This is a genomic window from Microcoleus sp. BR0-C5 (assembly GCF_036705045.1).
Lineage (GTDB): Bacteria > Cyanobacteriota > Cyanobacteriia > Cyanobacteriales > Microcoleaceae > Microcoleus.
The window spans coordinates 53712-73862 of sequence record NZ_JAUBTR010000008.1; the positions used below are offsets into that span (position 1 = coordinate 53712).

A 20151-nucleotide genomic window follows, 5' to 3' on the forward strand; every position below is an offset into this window, starting at 1 on the left:
ATCGCTAACTATGTATAAGGATTTACCGCTATAAATTAGAGTTATGAGAGTTTTGCTAGTTGAAGATGAGCCAGATTTAGGGAAAGCGATCGAGCGAACCTTAAAGCAGGAAAAATATATAGTTGATTGGGCCCTAGATGGCAATGAAGCTTGGGAATATTTAGACAGCCAGTGGACGCAATACACCCTCGCTATTTTTGACTGGTTGCTACCAGGATTGTCAGGATTGGAACTGCTACGGAGATTGCGTGCTAAACATAGCGCACTGCCCGTATTGATGCTGACAGCAAAAGACCGAATGGAAGATAAAGTGGCGGGACTAGATGCCGGGGCGGACGATTATTTAGTCAAGCCGTTCGGGATGGCGGAACTGTTAGCAAGATTGCGGGCTTTGCAAAGGCGATCGCCCCAAATTCAACCGCAACAGCTACAGGTAGGGAATCTCGTTCTCGACTGCGGAAATCGCACAGCTTGTCATCTCGATACCCACGGCAAAAATCAGATAATTTCGCTGACAAACAAAGAGTTTCAACTGCTAGAATACTTTATGAAACATCCCAACCAAATTGTCACCACTGACCAAATTCGGAATCAGATATGGGAGGCGAGTGCAGATACCTTTAGCAATGTGGTAGCAGCTCAAGTGCGCTTGCTGCGGCGCAAACTCGAATCAGTTGGCTGCGCGAATTTAATTGAAACTGTACACGGCGTCGGATACCGGATGAAAAATTAAAGTAGGGCGGGAACTCCGGCCCCACCCCTCCTCCCCACAAAAAAATTTATTTAATTTTTGTGGAACAGGCATCTTGCCTGTTCTTAAGCATTCTACGGGTTCCCAGCCAGAATCTGGGAACCCGTAGAATATAGAAAACTCGATCGGAAAAATAACTGCCATGAAAGATTTAATCCAACAAGAGTTAGAAAAGCTCGATATAGAACAACTCAAACAAGTATTTGATTTTATTGCTTTCCTGAAATTTCGTGCCAAATTAGTTACTATTCCAGCAATGGATGAAACTAACTTAGCTGCACTCTACAGCGAATTTGCCGAAGAAGACCGACAACTTGCGGAGCTCGGAATGAGCGGATATGCAGAACTCCTAAAACATGAAAACTAATTGGTTCCCAGGCTCTGCCTCGAAGCCAATTTCCAGAGGCTGTCCCTCGAATAGATTCCCGGAAAATTGGAGGCAGAGCCTCCAGCTATACGTTACCAGGCTCTGCCTGGTAACGAGTAAAATTGAATTTTGTGGAACAGGCATCTTGCCTGTTTTTAACAATTATATAAAATCTAAGTTTAAATGAATCAAAATAAACTATTTAACCGGACTCGCTGGCAATTAGCCATTTCCTATGCGGCTGTAATGGGTTTGATTTTAAGCTTGTTGGGATTTGGCGTATACAAGGCGATCGCCCACGCTCACTGGGTAGCCATAGACCGGGAATTAGAATCGGTAGCGGGGACGCTACACGACAGCCTAGAACTCAAATTGCAGCAGCCCGGACGCTTGGAGCCTATAGTAAACGAACTTTTGCCCAACCTCCGCCTAATGGGAGTTAAAGGCATTAAAGAACAGTTGCCAAGCCGCCATATTTTAAGCGCGATCAACCAAGGCTATTACTATATTCGTTTATTTGATTATTCCGGTAAATTAATTGCTACCGCCGGCGCTTATCCCGAAGAATTACCAGCCGAATTTAACTCCCAATACTGGCAAACAATAACTGACACAAAAGGTAATGTTTATCACCAAATTTCTGTAGCTTTACACACCCAAACACAGCTAGATTGGGGATATTTTCAAGTTGGGCGGAGCCTGCAAGACTTTAATGATTATCTCAGTACAGTGAAATGGGTTTTGAAATTAGGATTGCCTACAGCATTGATTCTGATCGGCTTTGCTAGTTGGTTATTGGCAGGATTGGCCATGAAACCAATTTATTCTTCCTACCGACAAATCCAACAGTTTACAGCGGATGCTGCTCACGAATTGCGGACGCCTTTAGCGGCTTCGCAGGCGACAGTAGAATCAGCGCTGTTGACGCCTCAATTAGATGAAAAAGAGGCGCAGGAAATTTTGCGGACGATCGATCGCCAAAACCGACGATTAACTCAGTTAGTGGCTGATTTGCTGCTGCTGGCTCGCATGGATAATCAAGCGATACGCGATCGCCCTCAATTATGTTGTTTGAATGACCTTGTTAGCGATTTAGTAGAGGAATTGGCAGCTTTGGCGATCGCTTCTAAGGTAGCGCTAACATCCGAAATGCGCGTACAGCAGCAATTAAATGTTGTCGGCAATTCCGACCAACTTTATCGCTTAGTTGCTAATTTAATTGTTAATGCCATTCAATACACTCCGGCGGGCGGGAAAGTAACAGTTATTTTAGATTGCAATCACATCGAGGCGATCGTTCAGGTTCAAGATACTGGTATTGGGATCGCGGTGGCAGATTTAGAGCGAATATTCGATCGATTCTACCGAGTCAACAGCGATCGATCGCGCCATACTGGCGGTTCTGGACTGGGATTGGCGATCGCCCAAACCATAGCCCGCGCCCACCGCGGCAGCCTCAGCGCCCGCAGCCAATTGGGTTCCGGCAGCACCTTTCTCCTGCAGTTGCCTTTGTGAGCTACTATGTGAGGGAAACCGAATCGTCTTTTTAGGGTAATCCCTTTTGCAGAAGATAGCGCGATCGCCGAAAATCATTAAATAGCTATTTCTAAGCACTTAGCAGTCATCACAGAGAAAAATTATGACAGTTTTAGAACAGGGAACAATCTCAATCCATACCGAAAATATTTTCCCGATTATCAAGAAGTCGCTATACACCGACCACGAAGTCTTCTTGCGGGAACTAATTTCTAACGCCGTCGATGCCATTGCTAAACTCAAAATGGTTTCTCGTTCCGGCGAATACAGCGGCGACATGGGCGAACCGCAAATCAACATAGCGATCGACAAAGAAAACAAAACACTCTCAATTACCGACAACGGCATCGGCATGACCGCCGACGAAGTAAAAAAATACATCAATCAAGTCGCTTTCTCCAGCGCTGAAGAATTTATTCAAAAATACCAAGGCAGTGGCGACGACGCAATTATCGGTCACTTCGGTCTCGGTTTCTACTCTTCTTTCATGGTCGCTCAGAAAGTAGATATAGACACTCTTTCTTACCAAGAAGGCTCCCAAGCAGTACACTGGTCTTGCGACGGTTCCCCCGCTTTTGAACTATCAGAATCCACCCGCACGGAACGTGGCACTACTATTACTCTTACTCTCCAAGATGAAGAACAAGAATATGTAGAACCCAGTCGGATTAGGCAGTTAATCAAAACTTACTGCGATTTCATGCCCGTTCCCATCAAATTTGAAGGAGAGGAACTCAACAAGCACAAAGCAATTTGGCGGGAATCAGCCAGCAATTTGCAAAAAGAAGATTACTTAGAACTGTACCGTTACCTTTACCCGTTCCAAGACGAGCCGCTGCTGTGGGTACACCTGAATACAGATTATCCTTTTATTGTCAATGGGATTCTTTTCTTTCCCAAACTGCGGCCGGATGTCGATGTTACCCAAGGCAATATTAAGCTATTCTGCAACCAGGTTTTTGTCAGCGACCACTGCGAAGAAATTATCCCTAAATTCTTGATGCCGCTGCGGGGAGTCATTGACAGTACCGACATTCCCCTGAACGTTTCTCGCAGTTCTTTGCAAAGCAATCGCACAGTCAGGAGAATCGCTGATTATATTGCGAAAAAAGTGGGCGATCGCCTGAAAGAACTCTACCGCGACGACCGTGACGAATACATCCGCTGCTGGCAAGATATCGGCACTTTTGTCAAGTTCGGAACTCTCAACGATGACAAGTTCAAAAAGCAAGTCGAAGATATTTTAATCTACCGCAGCACCTACGAACCAACAGCCGAGAAGCCAGAAACTGTAACGCCCGAAGTTCAGGTGCAAACTGAGGAAGGAGATTTGTGGCAAGATGTCACTCCGAAGTCGGAAACTTCTACTTCGACGCAGCCTTACACGACGCTGAAAGAGTATTTGGAACGCAATCAAAAACGTCACGAAAATCGCGTTTTTTACTGTACGGAACCTGCGTCTCAAGCAACTTACGTGGCAATGCACAAAAGCCAAGGTTTAGAAGTGCTGTTTATGGATTCTTTCATCGACACGCACTTTATTAGTTTCTTGGAACGAGAACACTCAGATGTCAAATTCTCGCGGGTTGATTCCGACATCGACGAAACGCTAATTGACAAAGAGAAAGAAGCGGAAATTGTCGATCCGGCGACGAATAAAACTCGCAGCGAACAAGTTAAAGAAATGTTCCAAAAAGCTCTCAATAAGCCGAAAGTGAACATTCGCACAGAAGCTTTGAAGTCTGACTCAGCAGAGGCGACGCCACCTGCGATCGTACTTTTGCCGGAAGCTTTACGCCGGATGCGGGACATGACGGCGCTTTTGCAGCAGCAAGCGGCCGAATTCCCCGAAGAACACGTTTTGCTGGTGAATACGTCTCATCCGCTGATTCAAAATCTGGCGAGTTTGAGTCAGGGTGCGATTATTCAAGGCGGCGGGGAGTCTCCGTCGGCTGAGTTGGCGAGTATGATTTGTCACCACGTTTACGACTTGGCTTTGATGGCCCAGAAGGGTTTCGATGCTGAAGGGATGAAGGATTTTGTCGAGCGATCGAATCAAGTCTTGACAAAATTGACGGAACGTGCAATGTAATTATCCCCCCAACCCCCCCTTGCTAAGGGGGGGAGCAAGAGTTTATTTTTGTTAGTAGGAGCAGGAGCTTTACCTAATCAGTTTATTTCTGTTGGTAAAGGGGGAGCAAGAGTTTATTTCCCTTGCTGAGCGGGCGATTGGGGGTTTTCTTGTCCCCCCCTTAACAAGGGGGGCTAGGGGGGTTCTGCGCTGTTGCGATATAATGAAATGCTGCACGCAAAAAAACGGTAATCTGGAGGGAAATATGTCACGGAAATGTCAGCTAACGGGGAAAAAGGCGAATAACGGTTTTGCGGTTTCTCACTCGCACCACCGCACTCACAAGTTGCAAGAGGCAAATTTGCAGTGGAAGCGGGTTTGGTGGCCGCAGGAGAAGCGCTGGGTAAAATTGCACCTTTCTACAAAGGCGATTAAAACCTTGCAAAACAAGGGTTTGGAAATCATGGCGAAGGAAGCTGGAATTAACCTGTACAAGCTTTAAAAAACTTGGCTAGCGTAAAAGTAAGGGCGATCGCACGCTTGAGAGTGCGATCGCCCTTACTTTTAGAGAAAAACCTTTACTAGAGCAATTTTCGGCATTTCAGTAAATAAGTAGTCATCTCGCCTTTGCCTTTAACTTCGATCGCGCCGCGGTTTTCAAAGGAATACTTTTCTCGCAACTGCTGATAAGTTGTTTCTGTTACCTGAATACTCCCTGGCTTGCCGTGAGATTCCATGCGGGAAGCGGTGTTAACGGTGTCTCCCCACAAATCGTAAATAAATTTTTTAATACCGATGACTCCGGCGACAACCGGGCCAGTGTTGATGCCGATTCTGATGCTGAAATCTTGATTGTGGATATTGCTGAAGTCAGTAATTGCCTGCTGCATATCGATGGCCATTTCTGCGATCGCTTCTGCGTGATCCGGGCGAGGAATTGGCAGCCCTCCAACTACCATGTAAGCGTCGCCAATCGTCTTAATTTTTTCCAAACCGTGCCTTTCTGCTAGGTTGTCAAATGTCGAAAAGATGTCATTCAGCAAGGCTACTAATTGCGTTGGAGAAACTAGGGAACTGAGTTGAGTAAAGCCTACTATGTCCGCAAACAAGACAGTAACGTCAGCAAAAGTGTCTGCGATCGTACTGTCTCCCCGCTTTAACCGATTTGCTATTTCTTCAGGCAAAATATTCAACAGCAAGCGTTCTGATTGTTCCTGTTGAACTCGCAGTGCACTTAAAGTATCATTCAGAGCATTAGTTCGTTCTTTCACTCTAAATTCTAACTCTTCATTCAGCTTGTAAAGCGCCATTTCAGCCCGCCTACGGTCAGTGATATCCGTACCGATTGCCAGCATTCCCGCGAACTTTCCTACCGCGTCAAACAGCGGTTTATTTGCCCATGATACCCAAACCCGCTCGCCGCTGCGCCGGATACTTTCATTTTCATTTCGCGTGTATTGTTCTGGGTTTTGCAAAATATCTCTCAACTTTGCTGCCAAGTCATTTCCTGTGGTATCTCTCTGGGGAATAATTGTTCCCACTGCGTTTTGGCCAATTATCTCTTTTTCATCGTAACCAAAAAACTTCTGTGCAAATTCGTTAAAAAAAGTAATATTTCCTTCCGTATCTAGTTTTAAAATAATGCTGTTAGCATTTTCCACTAATTCCCGATACTTAATTTCGCTTTGCCGCAGCGAATCCTCTGCTGAGGCACGTTCGGCTACAGTGGCGGCCAACAGCAGAGATGTAATTACAATTACGCTCATAAAAGCCTGCAAAAATAAGATGGCCTGATTGATGTTTTCCGCTTTGGCAATAAAAGGGCCGCCTCCCTGAGAACCGCCCCAAATGGCGATACTGGATACAATGAAAGATGCTAAAACAGCCCCGCCCTGGCCGAATTGAATGGTTGCCCAAATTACTAAGGGAAATGGCAAGTATTCGAGGGGATAACCGGAGAGATTACCTTCACTTTTTGAGTTGTATACTAGCCAACTGACTGTTACTAATAACAGCAGGCATATTCCGGCACCGATGCGATTTACAATTGTTTGATAACTTGTATTTGGTGAAGGGCTTTGCGCTTGTTTGTAGTGGTATATAATCAACAGCATGGGAGTAAAAATTAAAACTCCTAATGTATCTCCGAGATACCAATTCCATCGAATTTGCCAATATTCGCTCCAGTCAACTAAACCAGTTACACAGAGGCGCAGCGTGCCGAGAGTGCAGTTGATTTGAGTGGCAACTACAGCACCGCAGAAAACTAAATTGACTACATCGATTAGCCGATCGAGTGAGGGCCGAAACTTTAACTGTTGCAGCAAAGTAAATGCACACAAAGCTTGTAAACAAGCGCAAAAAGCACTAATTACTGCAAGTGTTAAAGATACGTCAAGGTTAATAGTCTCGTAAAAAAATACGCCTAAAGCTATTCCCTGCCAAATGCGGCTACCAAATAATAACATTGCAGCTTGTGCAATTCCTGCGGGCGGCCAGACGCAAGTAGCTAATTTATTTATGCCAGGGATTGAAACTGCTATTTTTGCTCCCAAAGCGTAAGCAAAAGCAATGGCAGCTATTTTTGCTAAGTATTGCCAAGTTCTCGATTGAGGAAATCGCAGGAACTGATTTTTTTTGGGAATCATACTGAGTGTTATATTTTTAACTAACTATAGCAACCGCGCCCGAAGATTAGGAAATGCTTAATTCTGAAACATGACTTCTTATATTACTTCTTCCTTCTTTCTTCCTGATGCTATAAATTGATGCCTGTAAGAAAATAAGTGTTCATCTCGCCTTTGCCTTTAACTTCGATCGCGCCGCGACTTTCAAATACATACTTGTCCTGCAATATATCATAAATTGCAGACGTGACTTGAATGCACCCCGGCAAGCCGTGGGATTCCATGCGGGAAGCGGTGTTAACGGTGTCTCCCCATAAATCGTAAATAAATTTTTTAATACCGATTACTCCGGCGACGACAGGGCCGGTGTTAATCCCAATTCTGATGCTAAAATCTTGATTGTGGAGATTGCTGAAGTCAGTAATTGCCTGCTGCATATCGAGGGCCATTTCTGCGATCGCCTCTGCATGATCGCTGCGGGGCATGGGCAGCCCTCCTACTACCATGTAGGCGTCGCCAATAGTCTTAATTTTTTCCAATCCGTGCTTTTCTGCTAGGCGATCGAATGTGGAAAAAATATCGTTAAGCAAGGAAACTAATTCCGACGGAGAAATTTGGGAACTAATTTGGGTAAAACCGACTATATCTGCAAACAATACTGTTACTTCGGAAAAAGTATCGGCGATGATGCTTTGGTCTTGTTTGAGTCTTTCGGCGATCGGTTGCGGTAAAACGTTGAGTAGGAGACGGTCAGATTTTTCTTGTTCTAAGCGCAAAGCGGCCTCAGCTTGTTTGCGAGTGGTGATATCTTGAACAGTACCTTCGTAATAAAGCAAATTTCCGTAGGAATCGCGCACGGTATAAGTATTTTCGGAAATCCAAATTATGCTGCCATCTCGGCGGTAAATTTGAGATTCAAAATCCGATACTTTGCCTTGTTCTTCTATTAAGCGGACAACCTCGGCGCGGCGATCGGGGTCAACATAAAGTTGTTGGCTAATATCAGTTAGTGTGGCCACCAATTCCTCGCGTGAACTGTAACCGTAAATCCGAAGCAAAGCAGGATTGGCGCTGAGATATTGCCCATCTGGGGTAGTTTGAAAAATGCCGACTATCGCATTTTCAAAGATGCTGCGGTATTTTTCTTCAGCTTGCCGCAGTGCTTCTTCAGCCCGCTGGCGTTCTCGCGCTTCCATTGCGAAAGTTACAGAGTCTGCTAGAGAAACAGCGAAACTTTGTTCTTCAATCGTCCAATAGCGTAGCCTTCCTACGTGTTCTAAACAGAGAACTCCTGCTGTTTCTCCGCCTATTTGAATCGGCGTATCTAGCATAGAAGTGATGCCGAGCGGAATTAGGTAAGATTGGGTAAATTCTCGGGTTCTAAAATCGTTTTGTGCGTCAAAGGCAGCAATTGCGCGTTCTTCTCGCAGTGCTTGAAAATAGACAGGATAATCTGCTGCTGCTAATTCCAAACCGTCTGAGTGTTGGTTGAGAGTGCGATCGAACAAATCCAGGGACTCGATCTTGGATTTAGTGCGATCGTACAGCCAGACGCTCGATCGGGTAACTTCCAGAGTACGGCTAGCAGTTTCAGTTATTTCTTGAAGCGCTTTTGTTAAGTCGCCTTGATTCAGCGCTTTATTTTTGGCTAAATCAATTAATGCCCATTTCTGTTTCTGTAGCTGAAGTTCGCTTTGTTTCAGGGCATTTGTCCGCTCTTCAACTCGGATTTCCAGCTTTTCATTGAGCTTCTGCAACGCTATTTCAGCTTTTCGGCGATCGGTGATATCTGTCCCGATGCAGAGGATGCCCAAAAGTTTGCCCGCTGCATCAACCAGCGGTTTATTTGCCCAAGATACCCAAACGCGATCGCCACTGCGCCGCATATTTTCATTTTCATAGCTGGTAAAGCGAGCGGGATTTTGTAAAATTTGACTATAAACCAACTCTAAGTTATTTCCTGCACAGTCCGTCCGTGGAATAATGGTTCCCAAGGCATTTTTTCCCAGAATTTCTTCCTCCTTGTAACCAAAGAAATTTTCTGCAAATTCGTTAAAAAAAGTAATATTGCCGTCTGCGTCCAATTTCAGAATAATGCTGTTAGCATTTTCCACCAATTCTCGATATTTAATTTCGCTCTGTCGTAAAGAATACTCCGCTGCTGTCCGTTCAGCTACCGTCGCTGCTAATAACAGCGAGGTAATTGTAACTACAGCCATAAAAGCTTGCAAAAATAAGATAGCCTGATTAATATTGTCGGCTTTGGCTGTGAAGGGCCCCCCTCCATGAGAACTGCCAAAAATTGCGATTATTGAGACAATAAACGATGCTAGAACAGCGGCTCGCTGACCGAATTTGAGCGCCGCCCACATTATCAAAGGAAACGGCAAATATTCCAGGGGATAACGAGCAATATAAGCTTGATGTTTAGACTCAAAAACCAGCCAGCTCACCCCAATTAATAATATTAACCATACTCCCCGCTCAATTAAATAATTTTTCTTTGTCTCTGTTTGTATTTTTAAATTATCGGCGGTTACTTGAGGACGAGTTAATATTAAAATTAATGGAGTTATAATTAAAACTCCCATTGTGTCTCCCAACCACCAATTCCATCGAGTAGACCAATATTCGCTCCACTCTATTTTGCCAGCTAAAACTAGAGAAAACGCGCCAATAGTGCAACTAATTTGAGTAGCAATTAAAGCGCCAAACAAGATTAAATTAATTACATCTTTCAAGCGCTCGATAGAGGGACGAAATCGGAACCAGCTCAGGGCAGTTACTGCAAAAACCGCTTGCAGAATTGCCCCGGCGTTTCCTCCCAGCCAAAGTGCAAATATCTGTTCACTTGGGTTAACCAAATTGAGCAAAAATGTGCCCAAAAGTATGGCAGGCCAGACTTTACGCCCAAACAATAAAAGTCCGGCTTGTGCAATTCCTGCGGGTGGCCACACCGAGGCAGCAAAAGGATTGACACCTTGAATTGAAATTGCTAGCCTCGCCCCCACGGCGTAAGCGACAGCAACGACAGTTACTTGAGCTAAGTACCGCCCAATTCGGGATTGAGGGAATCGCAGAAACTGATTTAGGTTCAGATTCATACCGAGTTTTAAGTTTTAGGGAATTTCACATCTCAAGGAAGAGGGAAGTTCGGCAACGGATTCGCTCCACGGATGTAACGGATGTAATGGATGTCAGGAAGAGGGAAGAAGGAACAGGGAAAAAGGAAGAAGGAACAGGGAAGAGAGAAGAGCATCTCATATTGGTAAAAACACTTCTTCTGGCTCCTTCTTTCTTCCTCTTTCCTCCTGCATCCTGTCTCCTGTCTCCTGCCTCCAAACTCCTATTCCTAGCTTGGCTGCAACAGTGAGATGCTCCCAAGAGGGGAGCTAATGTAGGGTCTACACCGCGCACATTGCGAGCCTAAATGTAGGTGCAGCGCGCACCTTACCAATTAAAAAGGGTTAGGTGATGGCGGCTTCAATCCACTGTTTTAAAGTTGAATTTACTTCATCAATGAGAATTTCATGTGATTTGTGAGTTGCTCTTTCCACAACTTCAACTTTGCCTGCTTTCAGAGAACGACCCGGAACAATGCGATAGGGAATGCCGATTAAATCAGCATCTTTGAATTTAACTCCGGCTCGTTCGTCGCGGTCATCTAGTAGGGTTTCAATGCCAGATTGGTTGAGTTCTGCATAGAGTTTTTCGGCGACTTCTACTTGTTGGGCGTCGGAAATATTGGGGATGCTAATGATGGTGTGATACGGGGCGATCGCCACTGGCCAAATTATCCCATCTTTGTCGTAGGATTGTTCTACGGCCGATTGAGCTAGCCGCGACACGCCGACGCCGTAGCAGCCCATCACAAAGGGCATTTCTTCGCCTTGTTCGCTGGTGTAGGTAGCGCCCATTGCTTGGGAGTATTTTGTGCCTAATTGGAAGATGTGACCCACTTCGATGCCTCTGGCGCTTTGCAAGGTTTGTTCGGGGTTGTGCACTGCCCGATCGCCCTTTTTAGCTGTTCTGACACCTACAACCGTTGCTGGTAGCGGAAATTCTTTATCCCAATTAGCCCCGACAACGTGGTATCCTGATTCGTTTGAACCAGTGACAAAGTTTGTCAGGTCAACTGCAGTGCGATCGACCAAACGCAAAAACTTGGGAGATACCCCCCCTTGCCCCCCCTTGGTAAGGGGGGGATTTGAGTCTTCTTGCCCCCCCTTGGTAAGGGGGGGATTTGAGTCTTCTTGCCCCCCCTTGGTAAGGGGGGGTTGGGGGGGGTTGGAGGCGATATAATCATCAGCAAGATCCGGAGCCATATAACCCAGAGGTAAAGATTTAGCCGCCCATTTCCGCTGAGCTTCCGCATCGGGAACAGTCAAAAATAAAACAGTTTTAGCTTGATAATTGCCCGCTAACTTCGTCAACTCATTCAGCAACTTTACCTGATTCACATCTTGGTCGCCGCGAATGCTTACCAATACCAAGACTGTGATGCCATTGTCGTAAACAGCTTGGTAAAGCACATTTTTGACAACTTGCGTCGGAGAACATTTCAAAAACTTGCAAAGTTTATCAATTGTTTCAGTTCCCGGCGTTTCCCGCTTTTCAAACGTTGCAAAAGGCGACGGTTCCACATCAGCAGGCATCGATACAGCCTTTTCTACATTAGCTGCATACTGACCATCTTCAGTATAAAGAACTTCATCTTCTCCCGCTTCAGCCAACACCATAAACTCTTGAGAACCCGAACCACCAATTGCTCCCGAATCAGCATCTACTGCTCGGAATTGCAATCCCGATCGGCGCAGCATATTGCTATAAGCTTGAGCCATATCCTGATAAGTTTTTTTCAAACTTTCTTCGTTTGTATGGAAAGAATAGCCATCTTTCATAATGAATTCGCGACCGCGCATCAACCCAAAACGCGGGCGAATTTCATCGCGAAACTTAGTTTGAATTTGATAAAGATGTAAAGGCAATTGCCGATAGGAACGAATCATATCTTTAGCAATTGTAGTAATTACTTCTTCGTGAGTTGGGCCCAGTCCCAATTCTCGCTGCTGCCTGTCTGTCATGGAAAACATAATACCTTCCGCTTGAGTGTAAGTGTCCCAGCGGCCAGATTCCCGCCACAAATCTGCCGGTTGCAGTTGCGGAAGGAGACATTCTTGAGCGCCGGTAGCGTCCATTTCTTCGCGCACAATTTGAGAGACTTTTTTGAGAACTCGCCACATCAAAGGGAGATAAGCGTAAAGGCCGCTACCGATGCGCCGGATGTATCCGGCACGGAGTAATAGTTTGTGGCTGGGAATTTCTGCTTCTGCGGGGTCTTCGCGCAGGGTGACAAAAAGCATTTGAGAGAGTCGCATAGCTGATTTCCTTAAAATACCGGATGAGTGTAATTTTAGATCAACTTCTGATATTATCAGAACTAAGCCCGATTTGATTAAATATATGAATAAAATTTGGCAAAACTATGAAAAAGGTATGGTAGTCTTTGATAATTGTCACTTTCCTACTGTGCAATCTCAGTGGCTTGCCTTAAAAGATGAAATAGGAGAATTTGTTCGAGAACCTAATTTAAGCGAGATTTGGGATATTGTTCATGCTGCTGGTCGATTGCTTTACAAATTAATCGGAATTCCCTTATATTTACTGGCCTATCCTACTGTTCGCAAACACAGTCAACGTTTCGAGGAGTACGGCTGTATTCGCAGCATTCGCAACTGTGAGGGTAAATGCTGCAAACAGTTGACAGTTGACAGTTGACAGTTGACAGTTGACAGTTGACAGTTGACAGTTGACAGTTGACAGCTTGCCAGAAGATCCCAGTCGTTGGGTTGATAGTTGACAGTTGATGGCGAGGTTTTTAAACAGTTGATAGCTAAAAATTATCATGACCAGATTCATCCACGACCAATTTGCCAAACAGTATCTCAAAGAACTATTAACCCCTCTCGGCAATGTCGAAACCAGCCGCGACATTGCTGGAGAAGTGAGGCAGATTGACGTTTTCTTTGCCCCAAAAGCGGAACCTGATGTCGAACCAACAGTCCTCGGTCTCCTAGGTCAAATCGCAGCAAAACCCGCTGTATTGGAACCATTCCGCAGTCCAGTGCAAATCGGAGAAATTCGTAGTTGTCTGGGAAAACTCTTTGATATCCACGCCGAATATGAACGAGTCGCCACCAGAGAAAATATCCGGATTGCAGAGGCAGACTTGCCCCAACTCTGGATACTGTCGCCGACGGTTTCCGATCCGCTGCTAGCTGGATTTCGAGCCATTCCCGAACCGGAAAATTGGGGAAGTGGAGTTTATTTTATGGGTGCGTCTCTGAAAGCAGCAATCATTGCCATTCACCAACTCCCCCGTACTCCAGCAACGCTGTGGCTGAGAGTTTTGGGGAAGGGAAACGTGCAGAAGCAAGCTATTGCCGAATTGAGAGAATTACCCTCAGATAATGTCTTTCGGTTGAATGCGTTAGAATTGTTGTACAACTTGCGAACAATTTTAGAAGTTCGCCAAGACATAGATCGAGAAGATCGGGAGTTAATTATGGAACTGTCACCCCTCTATTTGCAACGACTTGAAGATGCAACTCAGCGAGGTATTCAGGAAGGTATCCAGCAAGGTATCCAGCAAGGTATCCAGCGCGCTCAACGCCTGATGGTTGAGAGTATGCTACAAGTAAAATTTGGCGAAATTGATGAAGAATTAGCCGAAATAATCGAGCCTTTGATTCAGCTAGAACCCCTCGATCGCACGCGACTAATTAGGCAACTCGATCGCACTGAATTGCTAGTTCATTTTGAAGATAAAAATCCACCGAAATCCTAGGTTGGCAGCGCACTATACAATCTGTATGGTGCGCTAAATATCACTTTACTATTTATTAGATATCGAGAAGATAGGGAGTTAATTATGGAATTGCCACATCTCTACTTGCAACGGCTTGAGGATGCGAGTCAGCAAGGTATTTAGCAAGGTATTCAGCAAAGTAAACGCCAGATTGTTGAGAGTATATTACAAGTAAGATTTGGCGAAATTGATGAAGAATTAGCCCAAATAATCGATCCTTTGATTCAACTAGAACCTCTTGAAATCACGCGACTGAGTATGCAGCTCGATCGATCGCAATTACTCGCTCGTTTTGAGCCTGAAAATCCCACGGAATCCTAACTCACTAGCGCACTCTACGATATGTAGAGTGCACCACATCGCACTTTACTACTATTTATAACTGGTGGCGATCGCCCCCCGCCTCCAACTTAAAACTTTTGGCGGACTCGGCTGCTATCAGTCCCATTAAGACTGATTTCTGACTTTAGACGGATTTATTTTTTAGCTTCCACAGCCATAATAAGCAGTAAGGATGAGATAACTAAAGAACTGATTTACTACTCATCCCAATTTCACTTAATAAGGCCTTCCGTAAGATAAAGTCGAACCAAAACAAACCATCATCTAAAGATTACAAAATCCCCTATAAAAAAGTTGGGGACACTTTTCGCTATGCCGAGTTAGGCATAAAAATTTAGGAGGTCAATTATGTTTCAAAGCGAGTTATTAATGTCGCTGTACACTCCCACACTCAATAAGGGCCAAATGCCAGTAGAAATAGATGTGCCATTTGACCACCCCGATATCGGAGGGCTGATGTTTTTAAGCCCTCAGTTTTTCGTAGCCTTAATCGCCGGAGTCATTATGGCTTTCGGCTTCCAATTCCTGTTAACAAATTTCTCGATCGCCGCCAAAATCTCAAATTGGGACGAGGCTTTACCCGACGATGACGATGATGATGATGAGTCCGAAAGTTTAGGCAAGAAAGTTCGGAAAATCGAAGGTTTAGTCGGGGGTTGGATTTTAGTCACGGTTAACCTGGCTTTATTTGTGGCTTGTTTTCTGGCAGTCAAACTAACTTCAATTGCCAGCGTAGACGGAGCGGCAATTATTGGTGTGGTCATCTGGGCAGCGTACTTTTTAACCCTGGTGTGGCTCGGTTCTAGCGCCGTCGGTTCTATGATCGGTTCCTTGATAAAAACCGCTTTTTCGGGTGTTCAAGGCATCATGGGTACTGCGGGTGCAGCGATCGGCGGCAAGATGGCCAGCGACCAAATGGTCAATACTGTAGAGGCATCTGTTGCCGCTGTCCGCCGCGAATTGAGTTCGGCGGTAGACCCGGATAGCATTCGCGAAACACTGCAAGATTATGTGGGTTCTTTGCAGTTACCGAAACTAGATGTTAAGGAAATTCGCGGTCAATTTGAAAAGTTGCTGGGCGATGCAGATATCAAATCTTTTGCGGGAAGCGACGTTCTGAAGAATGTTAACCGCCAGACTTTTGTGGATTTAGTTAAGAGTCGCACCGACTTTTCTCAAGAGGAAATAACTCAAGTTGCTGACCAACTCGAAGGCGTTTGGAAGCAAACTTTCGGCAAGCAGCAAGAGCAGAAAGACCCGAATTTAGAGTTGGTAGATTTTCTCAAGTTTGCGGCTCCCGATTTGCTGAAGTCTGACGAACTCAACGCCAAGCTGTCTCAAATTTTGGAAAGTAGGGAAAACAAATCGGAATCCAGCAGCGGCATGAAGCGAGCGATGCAGTTGGGTGTGGAAGCTCTTGTGGGCACTGTTTTGTCGCGGACGGATTTGTCGGATTTGGATGTTGAAAAAATCTCTGGTCAGTTGCAGCAACTGACAGCACAAGGGACTCAAAAAGCTAAATCTTTTGCTTCTCAGGTGGGCGATAAAGTGCCTGCGCTGCCTTTCAATACAGCTAAGGCTGATGTGGAAAACTACTTGATGAATGCCCAACCGTGGCATCTCAACCGGGAGACAATCAAGCAGGAATTTAGGGATGTTATTTATGACCCGGAAGCTTCTCCTGGGGCCGTTTTGCGCCAGTTAGAGCTGTTTAATCCAGATTATTTTGTAGGGATTCTCAGCCGCCGTGAGGGGTTTGCTCCTGAACAGGTGACGGAAATTGCCGAACAGCTTGAAGGTGTCCGACAAGAAGTGTTGGAAATTGTGCAAGCTGCTGCTGGTGAAGAACAGTCTCAAGATTTGCGGAGTCGGATTGAGAATTATTTGCGATCGACCGGCAAGGAGGAATTGAATCCTGAAGGTATCGAGCGGGATTTCCAAGCGCTTTTGGAAGATCGGGATGCTGGTTTTGAGGCTTTGCGCGATCGCCTTTCGCAGTTTAATCGCGATACTTTGGTGCAGTTGCTGGGTCAGCGGGAAGATTTCAGTCCAGAGGAAGCCGATCAGTTAATCGGGCGGCTCGAAAGTTCGCGTGATCGCGTGATTTCTAGAGCTCAAGAATTGCAAGAGCAAGCGAAATCGAAAGCGCAAGAATTGCGACAAAAGGTAGAAGACTATCTCCGCAATACTAATAAGGAAGAACTCAATCCTGAAGCGATCGAGCGCGAGTTTCAAACGCTGTTAAGCGACCCGGAAGCCGGATTCAAAGCGCTGAGAGAACGCTTATCTCAATTCGACCGCGATACGCTGGTGCAGTTGCTGTCACAGCGCCAAGACCTCAGCGAAGAACAGATCAATCAGGCGATCGACCGGATCGAATCTGTGCGCGACAACATTATCCACGCGCCGCAAATAGTTGCAGATAGAGCTAAGCAACAGTACGAGGAAGTTACTGCAAAAATTGGCGAGTACCTGCGGAATACAAACCTGGAAGAACTCGATCCAGAAGCCATCAATCGGGATTTGACTAAATTGTTTGAAAATCCGAAAGAGGGAGCTTTGGCACTTCGGGACAGACTTTCTCAGGTCGATCGCGAAACTTTAGTCAAGTTGCTTTCACAGCGGGAAGATTTGAGCGAAGAACAGATCAATCGGACGATCGATCGCGTGCAAGATTCGATTCGCAGCATCGTGAAATCGCCCCGCCGCTTGGCATCTCGCGCTCAAAAAACAGTCCGGGATTTCCAAGGAAGTTTGGAAAATTACTTGCGGAATACGGACAAGGAAGAACTCAATCCTGACAGCATCAAACGCGATTTGCAGTTGCTGTTTAGCGAGCCGGGAATGGGTATGCAAAGTTTGGGCGATCGCCTGAAGCACTTTGACCGCGATACTCTAGTAGCATTCCTGTCGCAGCGTGAAGACATCTCTTCCGAGGAAGCTAACAGAATTGCCGACCAAATTGAATCTGTCCGCAACCAAATTGTCGAACAAGTTCAAATGGTTCAGGACAAGTTTCAGTCAGCAATGGATGGTATTTTCGGGAAAATCCGGGATTATCTCAATTCGCTCGATCGACCAGAGCTCAACTACGAAGGCATCAAGCGCGACTTCCGCAAAGTGTTTGATGACCCGCAGGCCGGATTTGACGCGATTAAGGAGCGTTTAGGTGAGTTCGATCGCGGTACTTTAGTTGCCCTGCTGAGTTCTCGTTCCGATATTTCCGAGACTGACGCGCACCGAATTGTTGACCAAATGGAAGGAGCCCGGGACAGCGTTTTATTGCGCTCGGAACGCCTGCAATCTGAAGCCAAAAAACGCATCAAAGAACTCAAGAAAAAGACCAAGCAGCAAGCAGAAGATGCGCGCGAAGCGGCAGCAGCCGCAGCTTGGTGGCTGTTTGGTACGGCTCTGACTTCTGTGGTTGTTTCGGCTTTGGCTGGAGCCATAGCAGTCAACGGGATTTCGGGTTTGTTTAGCTAGATTTTCAACGAGTTTGAAATAAAGTTCTCCTGATTCTAGGCTGGCTCTTTGCCAGCCTATTTTCTTTGGAATGAATGATATCAAAGTTTTTTATAATTCAAAGTGGGCGGTACCTTTAGCAGCCCTTTTCACAAGTTCTCCCTCGATCAGCTCAACTCGATCGTCCTCACTAAAGAACCCCAGTTCTGTCAGGCGGTGATATTCCGCTAGGGTGAAGCGTTTTGCAGTTGCGATCGACATAACAGCCACCTCAATACAGGTATGTTGCGATTATAGGCGATCGTCGATCGGCTAAACAATGCTAATCATGAGATCCCCTAACAACAATATTGTCAAATTTTCCTCATCCTTTGGTTGCAAATATTCCCAATTTTGGTGAATTTACTCCCCCAACTTATGTCCGGGATCATCTCTGTCTTAAGCAAGATTCTCGCATCACTATTTATTAGGTACTTTAACTTAAGTAGCAAACAAAAGTTTTCTCACAAATAAGAAAACTGAGCAATACATATTATTTTGGAGGCTTGAATGACCTTTACTACCAGTGCTTACGACCAAGGAAAAGCAGATATTAAGCAGTTGAGTGTAGACGACCAATTAGGTTTGCTGTGGTTTGTTTACACCGAAATGGGCAAGTCAATAACGCCAGCGGCTCCCGGTGCTTCCGGTTCCGAAATCGCTCAGGGTTTGTTCGAGCAAGTCAAGCCTCTGCCCCATCAAGAACAACTACAAGTAATGCGGGACATTGCCTCAAAAGCCAATACTGAAATCAGCCGGATGTACGGCTCGATGAGTCCTGAAACCAAGCTGGCTTTTTGGTATTTCCTAGCGGTAGGAATGGACGAAGGAACTATTATTCCTGTGCCTCCAGACTATCAACTTCCCGACGCAGGAAAAGCTTTATTAGGAAAGATTGAAGGTATGGATTTCCAGCAGCAAATTGATTTCCTTCGCGGGACAATTTTAGAAATGGGTGCTGAAGCCGCTCCGGGGGCTGGCATTTAAAAATAGGACTTACGACAAAAAAACCCGGTTTCTCGGAGAATATTGGGGGCTGCAACGACGCATCTAAGAAGAAACCGGGTTTTTAGCGCCGTTTGATGCGTAAGTCCTCAAAAAGATTAGTAAGGAATGAGAATTAAATAACTTAGAATTTTGATGGTTCTTGTGGGATGGGCGTCCCGCCCGTCCAGAAAGGGCGGGCTAAGAGTGCCCAACCCCTACTTCCCACAAACTTGTGTAAATTATTTAATTCGCCATCCTAAGTAGCTCAAACTAATACGCCGCGCCATAAACCCGGTTTCTTGAACCGGGTTTCTGGCTGTTCTGTTTTTTTAGGTTTACTGCGAATATCCGCACTTTACAGCTAATAACTGAATTCAGCAGGTATGTTTCCCACAACTTCCGGCGCACCTGCAATTAAACGCATATCTTCGCAGGCAACTGTTAGCAAGGGCTGACCTAAGTTTAAATTGGCAAAATGACTTTCTTCAGGTATTTCTAGTTCGCCTTTAATCAAACCGATTCTAGAGCCAAATTCTCCTTTAAATAATAGCAAATTGCTGCGGTCAGCGCTGAAAACATTTCCGCTAAAAGGCATCGGTAAAGCTAAAGTTTGCTGGCTGTAATTGAGGCTGCACAGTTGACGGTTTTCTTGGCTAACTGTGACGCGGTAGCCTAGCGGTGCTGCTTTTACCGAATCGCTGCCTTCCCAACTAAATTGAGCTAATTCTTTAGGAAGCCCCCAAATTTCGCGCCCGCCGGCTACCGAGTTAGGATTGTCTACGTAAATATGGGAAATCCAAGCGCCCCATTTTCCTGCATAATTGGCGATCGCGCTCACTACAATTAACTCATTGTACTCCATCACCGAACCCAACCCATAGGAGGATATATAAATGCCAGCTAGGGTTTTTCCTGGCAATAAAGAGACAATTTCTAACTCAGAGGGAACCAAGGGGCGCACTCGTGCCACATCTACCAATTGTAAAGTCCCAACAGCATAACCTTGCAGATTCCAAGGTGCAGGTGGATATACCATTTTAAGTGATTTAATGTCTGATATTTTATATTTATTTTAGCTTGGCGCTTCAAAAAGCAACAACT

14 protein-coding genes and 1 pseudogene are annotated in these 20151 nt (G+C 45.5%); 10 read left to right on the top strand and 5 right to left on the bottom strand.

Annotated elements, in window-relative coordinates:
• Positions 1 to 43: 43 nt before the first annotated feature.
• The 5 genes from rppA to rpmB all read left to right on the top strand — a co-directional run bounded on the left by rppA (position 44) and on the right by rpmB (position 5227).
• The gene (rppA, locus tag QUB08_RS05800; protein ID WP_333223872.1) at positions 44 to 733 is read left to right on the top strand and encodes a two-component system response regulator RppA; all 690 of its coding nucleotides are present in this window, start codon (positions 44 to 46) and stop codon (positions 731 to 733) included.
• Between the two features lie 160 nt (positions 734 to 893).
• Positions 894 to 1118, top strand: coding sequence for a hypothetical protein (locus tag QUB08_RS05805; RefSeq protein ID WP_333223873.1), 225 nt, complete (start codon positions 894 to 896; stop codon positions 1116 to 1118).
• Positions 1119 to 1301: 183 nt separating this feature from the next.
• The gene (gene rppB, locus QUB08_RS05810; protein ID WP_333223874.1) at positions 1302 to 2633 is read left to right on the top strand and encodes a two-component system sensor histidine kinase RppB; all 1332 of its coding nucleotides are present in this window, start codon (positions 1302 to 1304) and stop codon (positions 2631 to 2633) included.
• 124 nt (positions 2634 to 2757) lie between these two features.
• On the top strand, positions 2758 to 4746 hold the full coding sequence (htpG, locus tag QUB08_RS05815; protein WP_333223875.1) for a molecular chaperone HtpG: 1989 nt from the start codon (positions 2758 to 2760) through the stop codon (positions 4744 to 4746).
• A 244-nt stretch (positions 4747 to 4990) separates the two neighbouring features.
• Complete coding sequence (rpmB, locus tag QUB08_RS05820; protein ID WP_333052889.1) at positions 4991 to 5227, top strand: 50S ribosomal protein L28; 237 nt, start codon at positions 4991 to 4993, stop codon at positions 5225 to 5227.
• Between the two features lie 79 nt (positions 5228 to 5306).
• Here rpmB and QUB08_RS05825 read toward each other — a convergent pair whose 3' ends face one another.
• The 3 genes from QUB08_RS05825 to proS form a co-directional block, all read right to left on the bottom strand.
• Complete coding sequence (locus tag QUB08_RS05825) at positions 5307 to 7373, bottom strand: adenylate/guanylate cyclase domain-containing protein (protein WP_333223876.1); 2067 nt, start codon at positions 7371 to 7373, stop codon at positions 5307 to 5309.
• Positions 7374 to 7483: 110 nt separating this feature from the next.
• Entirely contained in the window at positions 7484 to 10456 is a 2973-nt protein-coding gene (locus QUB08_RS05830) for an adenylate/guanylate cyclase domain-containing protein (protein WP_333223877.1), read from the bottom strand.
• Positions 10457 to 10819: 363 nt separating this feature from the next.
• Entirely contained in the window at positions 10820 to 12730 is a 1911-nt protein-coding gene (gene proS, locus QUB08_RS05835) for a proline--tRNA ligase (protein WP_333223878.1), read from the bottom strand.
• An 85-nt stretch (positions 12731 to 12815) separates the two neighbouring features.
• On the opposite strand from proS, the gene QUB08_RS05840 reads away from it, so the two are divergent.
• The 4 genes and pseudogenes from QUB08_RS05840 to QUB08_RS05855 all read left to right on the top strand — a co-directional run bounded on the left by QUB08_RS05840 (position 12816) and on the right by QUB08_RS05855 (position 18045).
• The gene (locus tag QUB08_RS05840; RefSeq protein ID WP_333223879.1) at positions 12816 to 13130 is read left to right on the top strand and encodes a hypothetical protein; all 315 of its coding nucleotides are present in this window, start codon (positions 12816 to 12818) and stop codon (positions 13128 to 13130) included.
• A gap of 127 nt (positions 13131 to 13257) precedes the next feature.
• Positions 13258 to 14199 (top strand): hypothetical protein, encoded by a 942-nt coding sequence (locus tag QUB08_RS05845; protein WP_333223880.1) that lies wholly within the window; start codon positions 13258 to 13260, stop codon positions 14197 to 14199.
• 12 nt (positions 14200 to 14211) lie between these two features.
• Positions 14212 to 14541, top strand: a pseudogene (locus tag QUB08_RS05850) (hypothetical protein); the annotation flags it as partial.
• A gap of 369 nt (positions 14542 to 14910) precedes the next feature.
• Complete coding sequence (locus QUB08_RS05855) at positions 14911 to 18045, top strand: MFS transporter (RefSeq protein WP_333223881.1); 3135 nt, start codon at positions 14911 to 14913, stop codon at positions 18043 to 18045.
• A 90-nt stretch (positions 18046 to 18135) separates the two neighbouring features.
• On the opposite strand, the gene QUB08_RS05860 is transcribed toward QUB08_RS05855, so the two are convergent.
• On the bottom strand, positions 18136 to 18285 hold the full coding sequence (locus QUB08_RS05860) for a hypothetical protein (RefSeq protein WP_445300892.1): 150 nt from the start codon (positions 18283 to 18285) through the stop codon (positions 18136 to 18138).
• 288 nt (positions 18286 to 18573) lie between these two features.
• Here QUB08_RS05860 and QUB08_RS05865 point away from each other — a divergent pair, with 288 nt between their 5' ends.
• Positions 18574 to 19050, top strand: coding sequence for an orange carotenoid protein N-terminal domain-containing protein (locus tag QUB08_RS05865; protein WP_333157866.1), 477 nt, complete (start codon positions 18574 to 18576; stop codon positions 19048 to 19050).
• Between the two features lie 361 nt (positions 19051 to 19411).
• Here QUB08_RS05865 and QUB08_RS05870 read toward each other — a convergent pair whose 3' ends face one another.
• Positions 19412 to 20086, bottom strand: a complete 675-nt coding sequence (locus QUB08_RS05870) for an acetoacetate decarboxylase family protein (protein WP_333223882.1) — start codon at positions 20084 to 20086, stop codon at positions 19412 to 19414.
• Positions 20087 to 20151 lie beyond the last annotated feature (65 nt).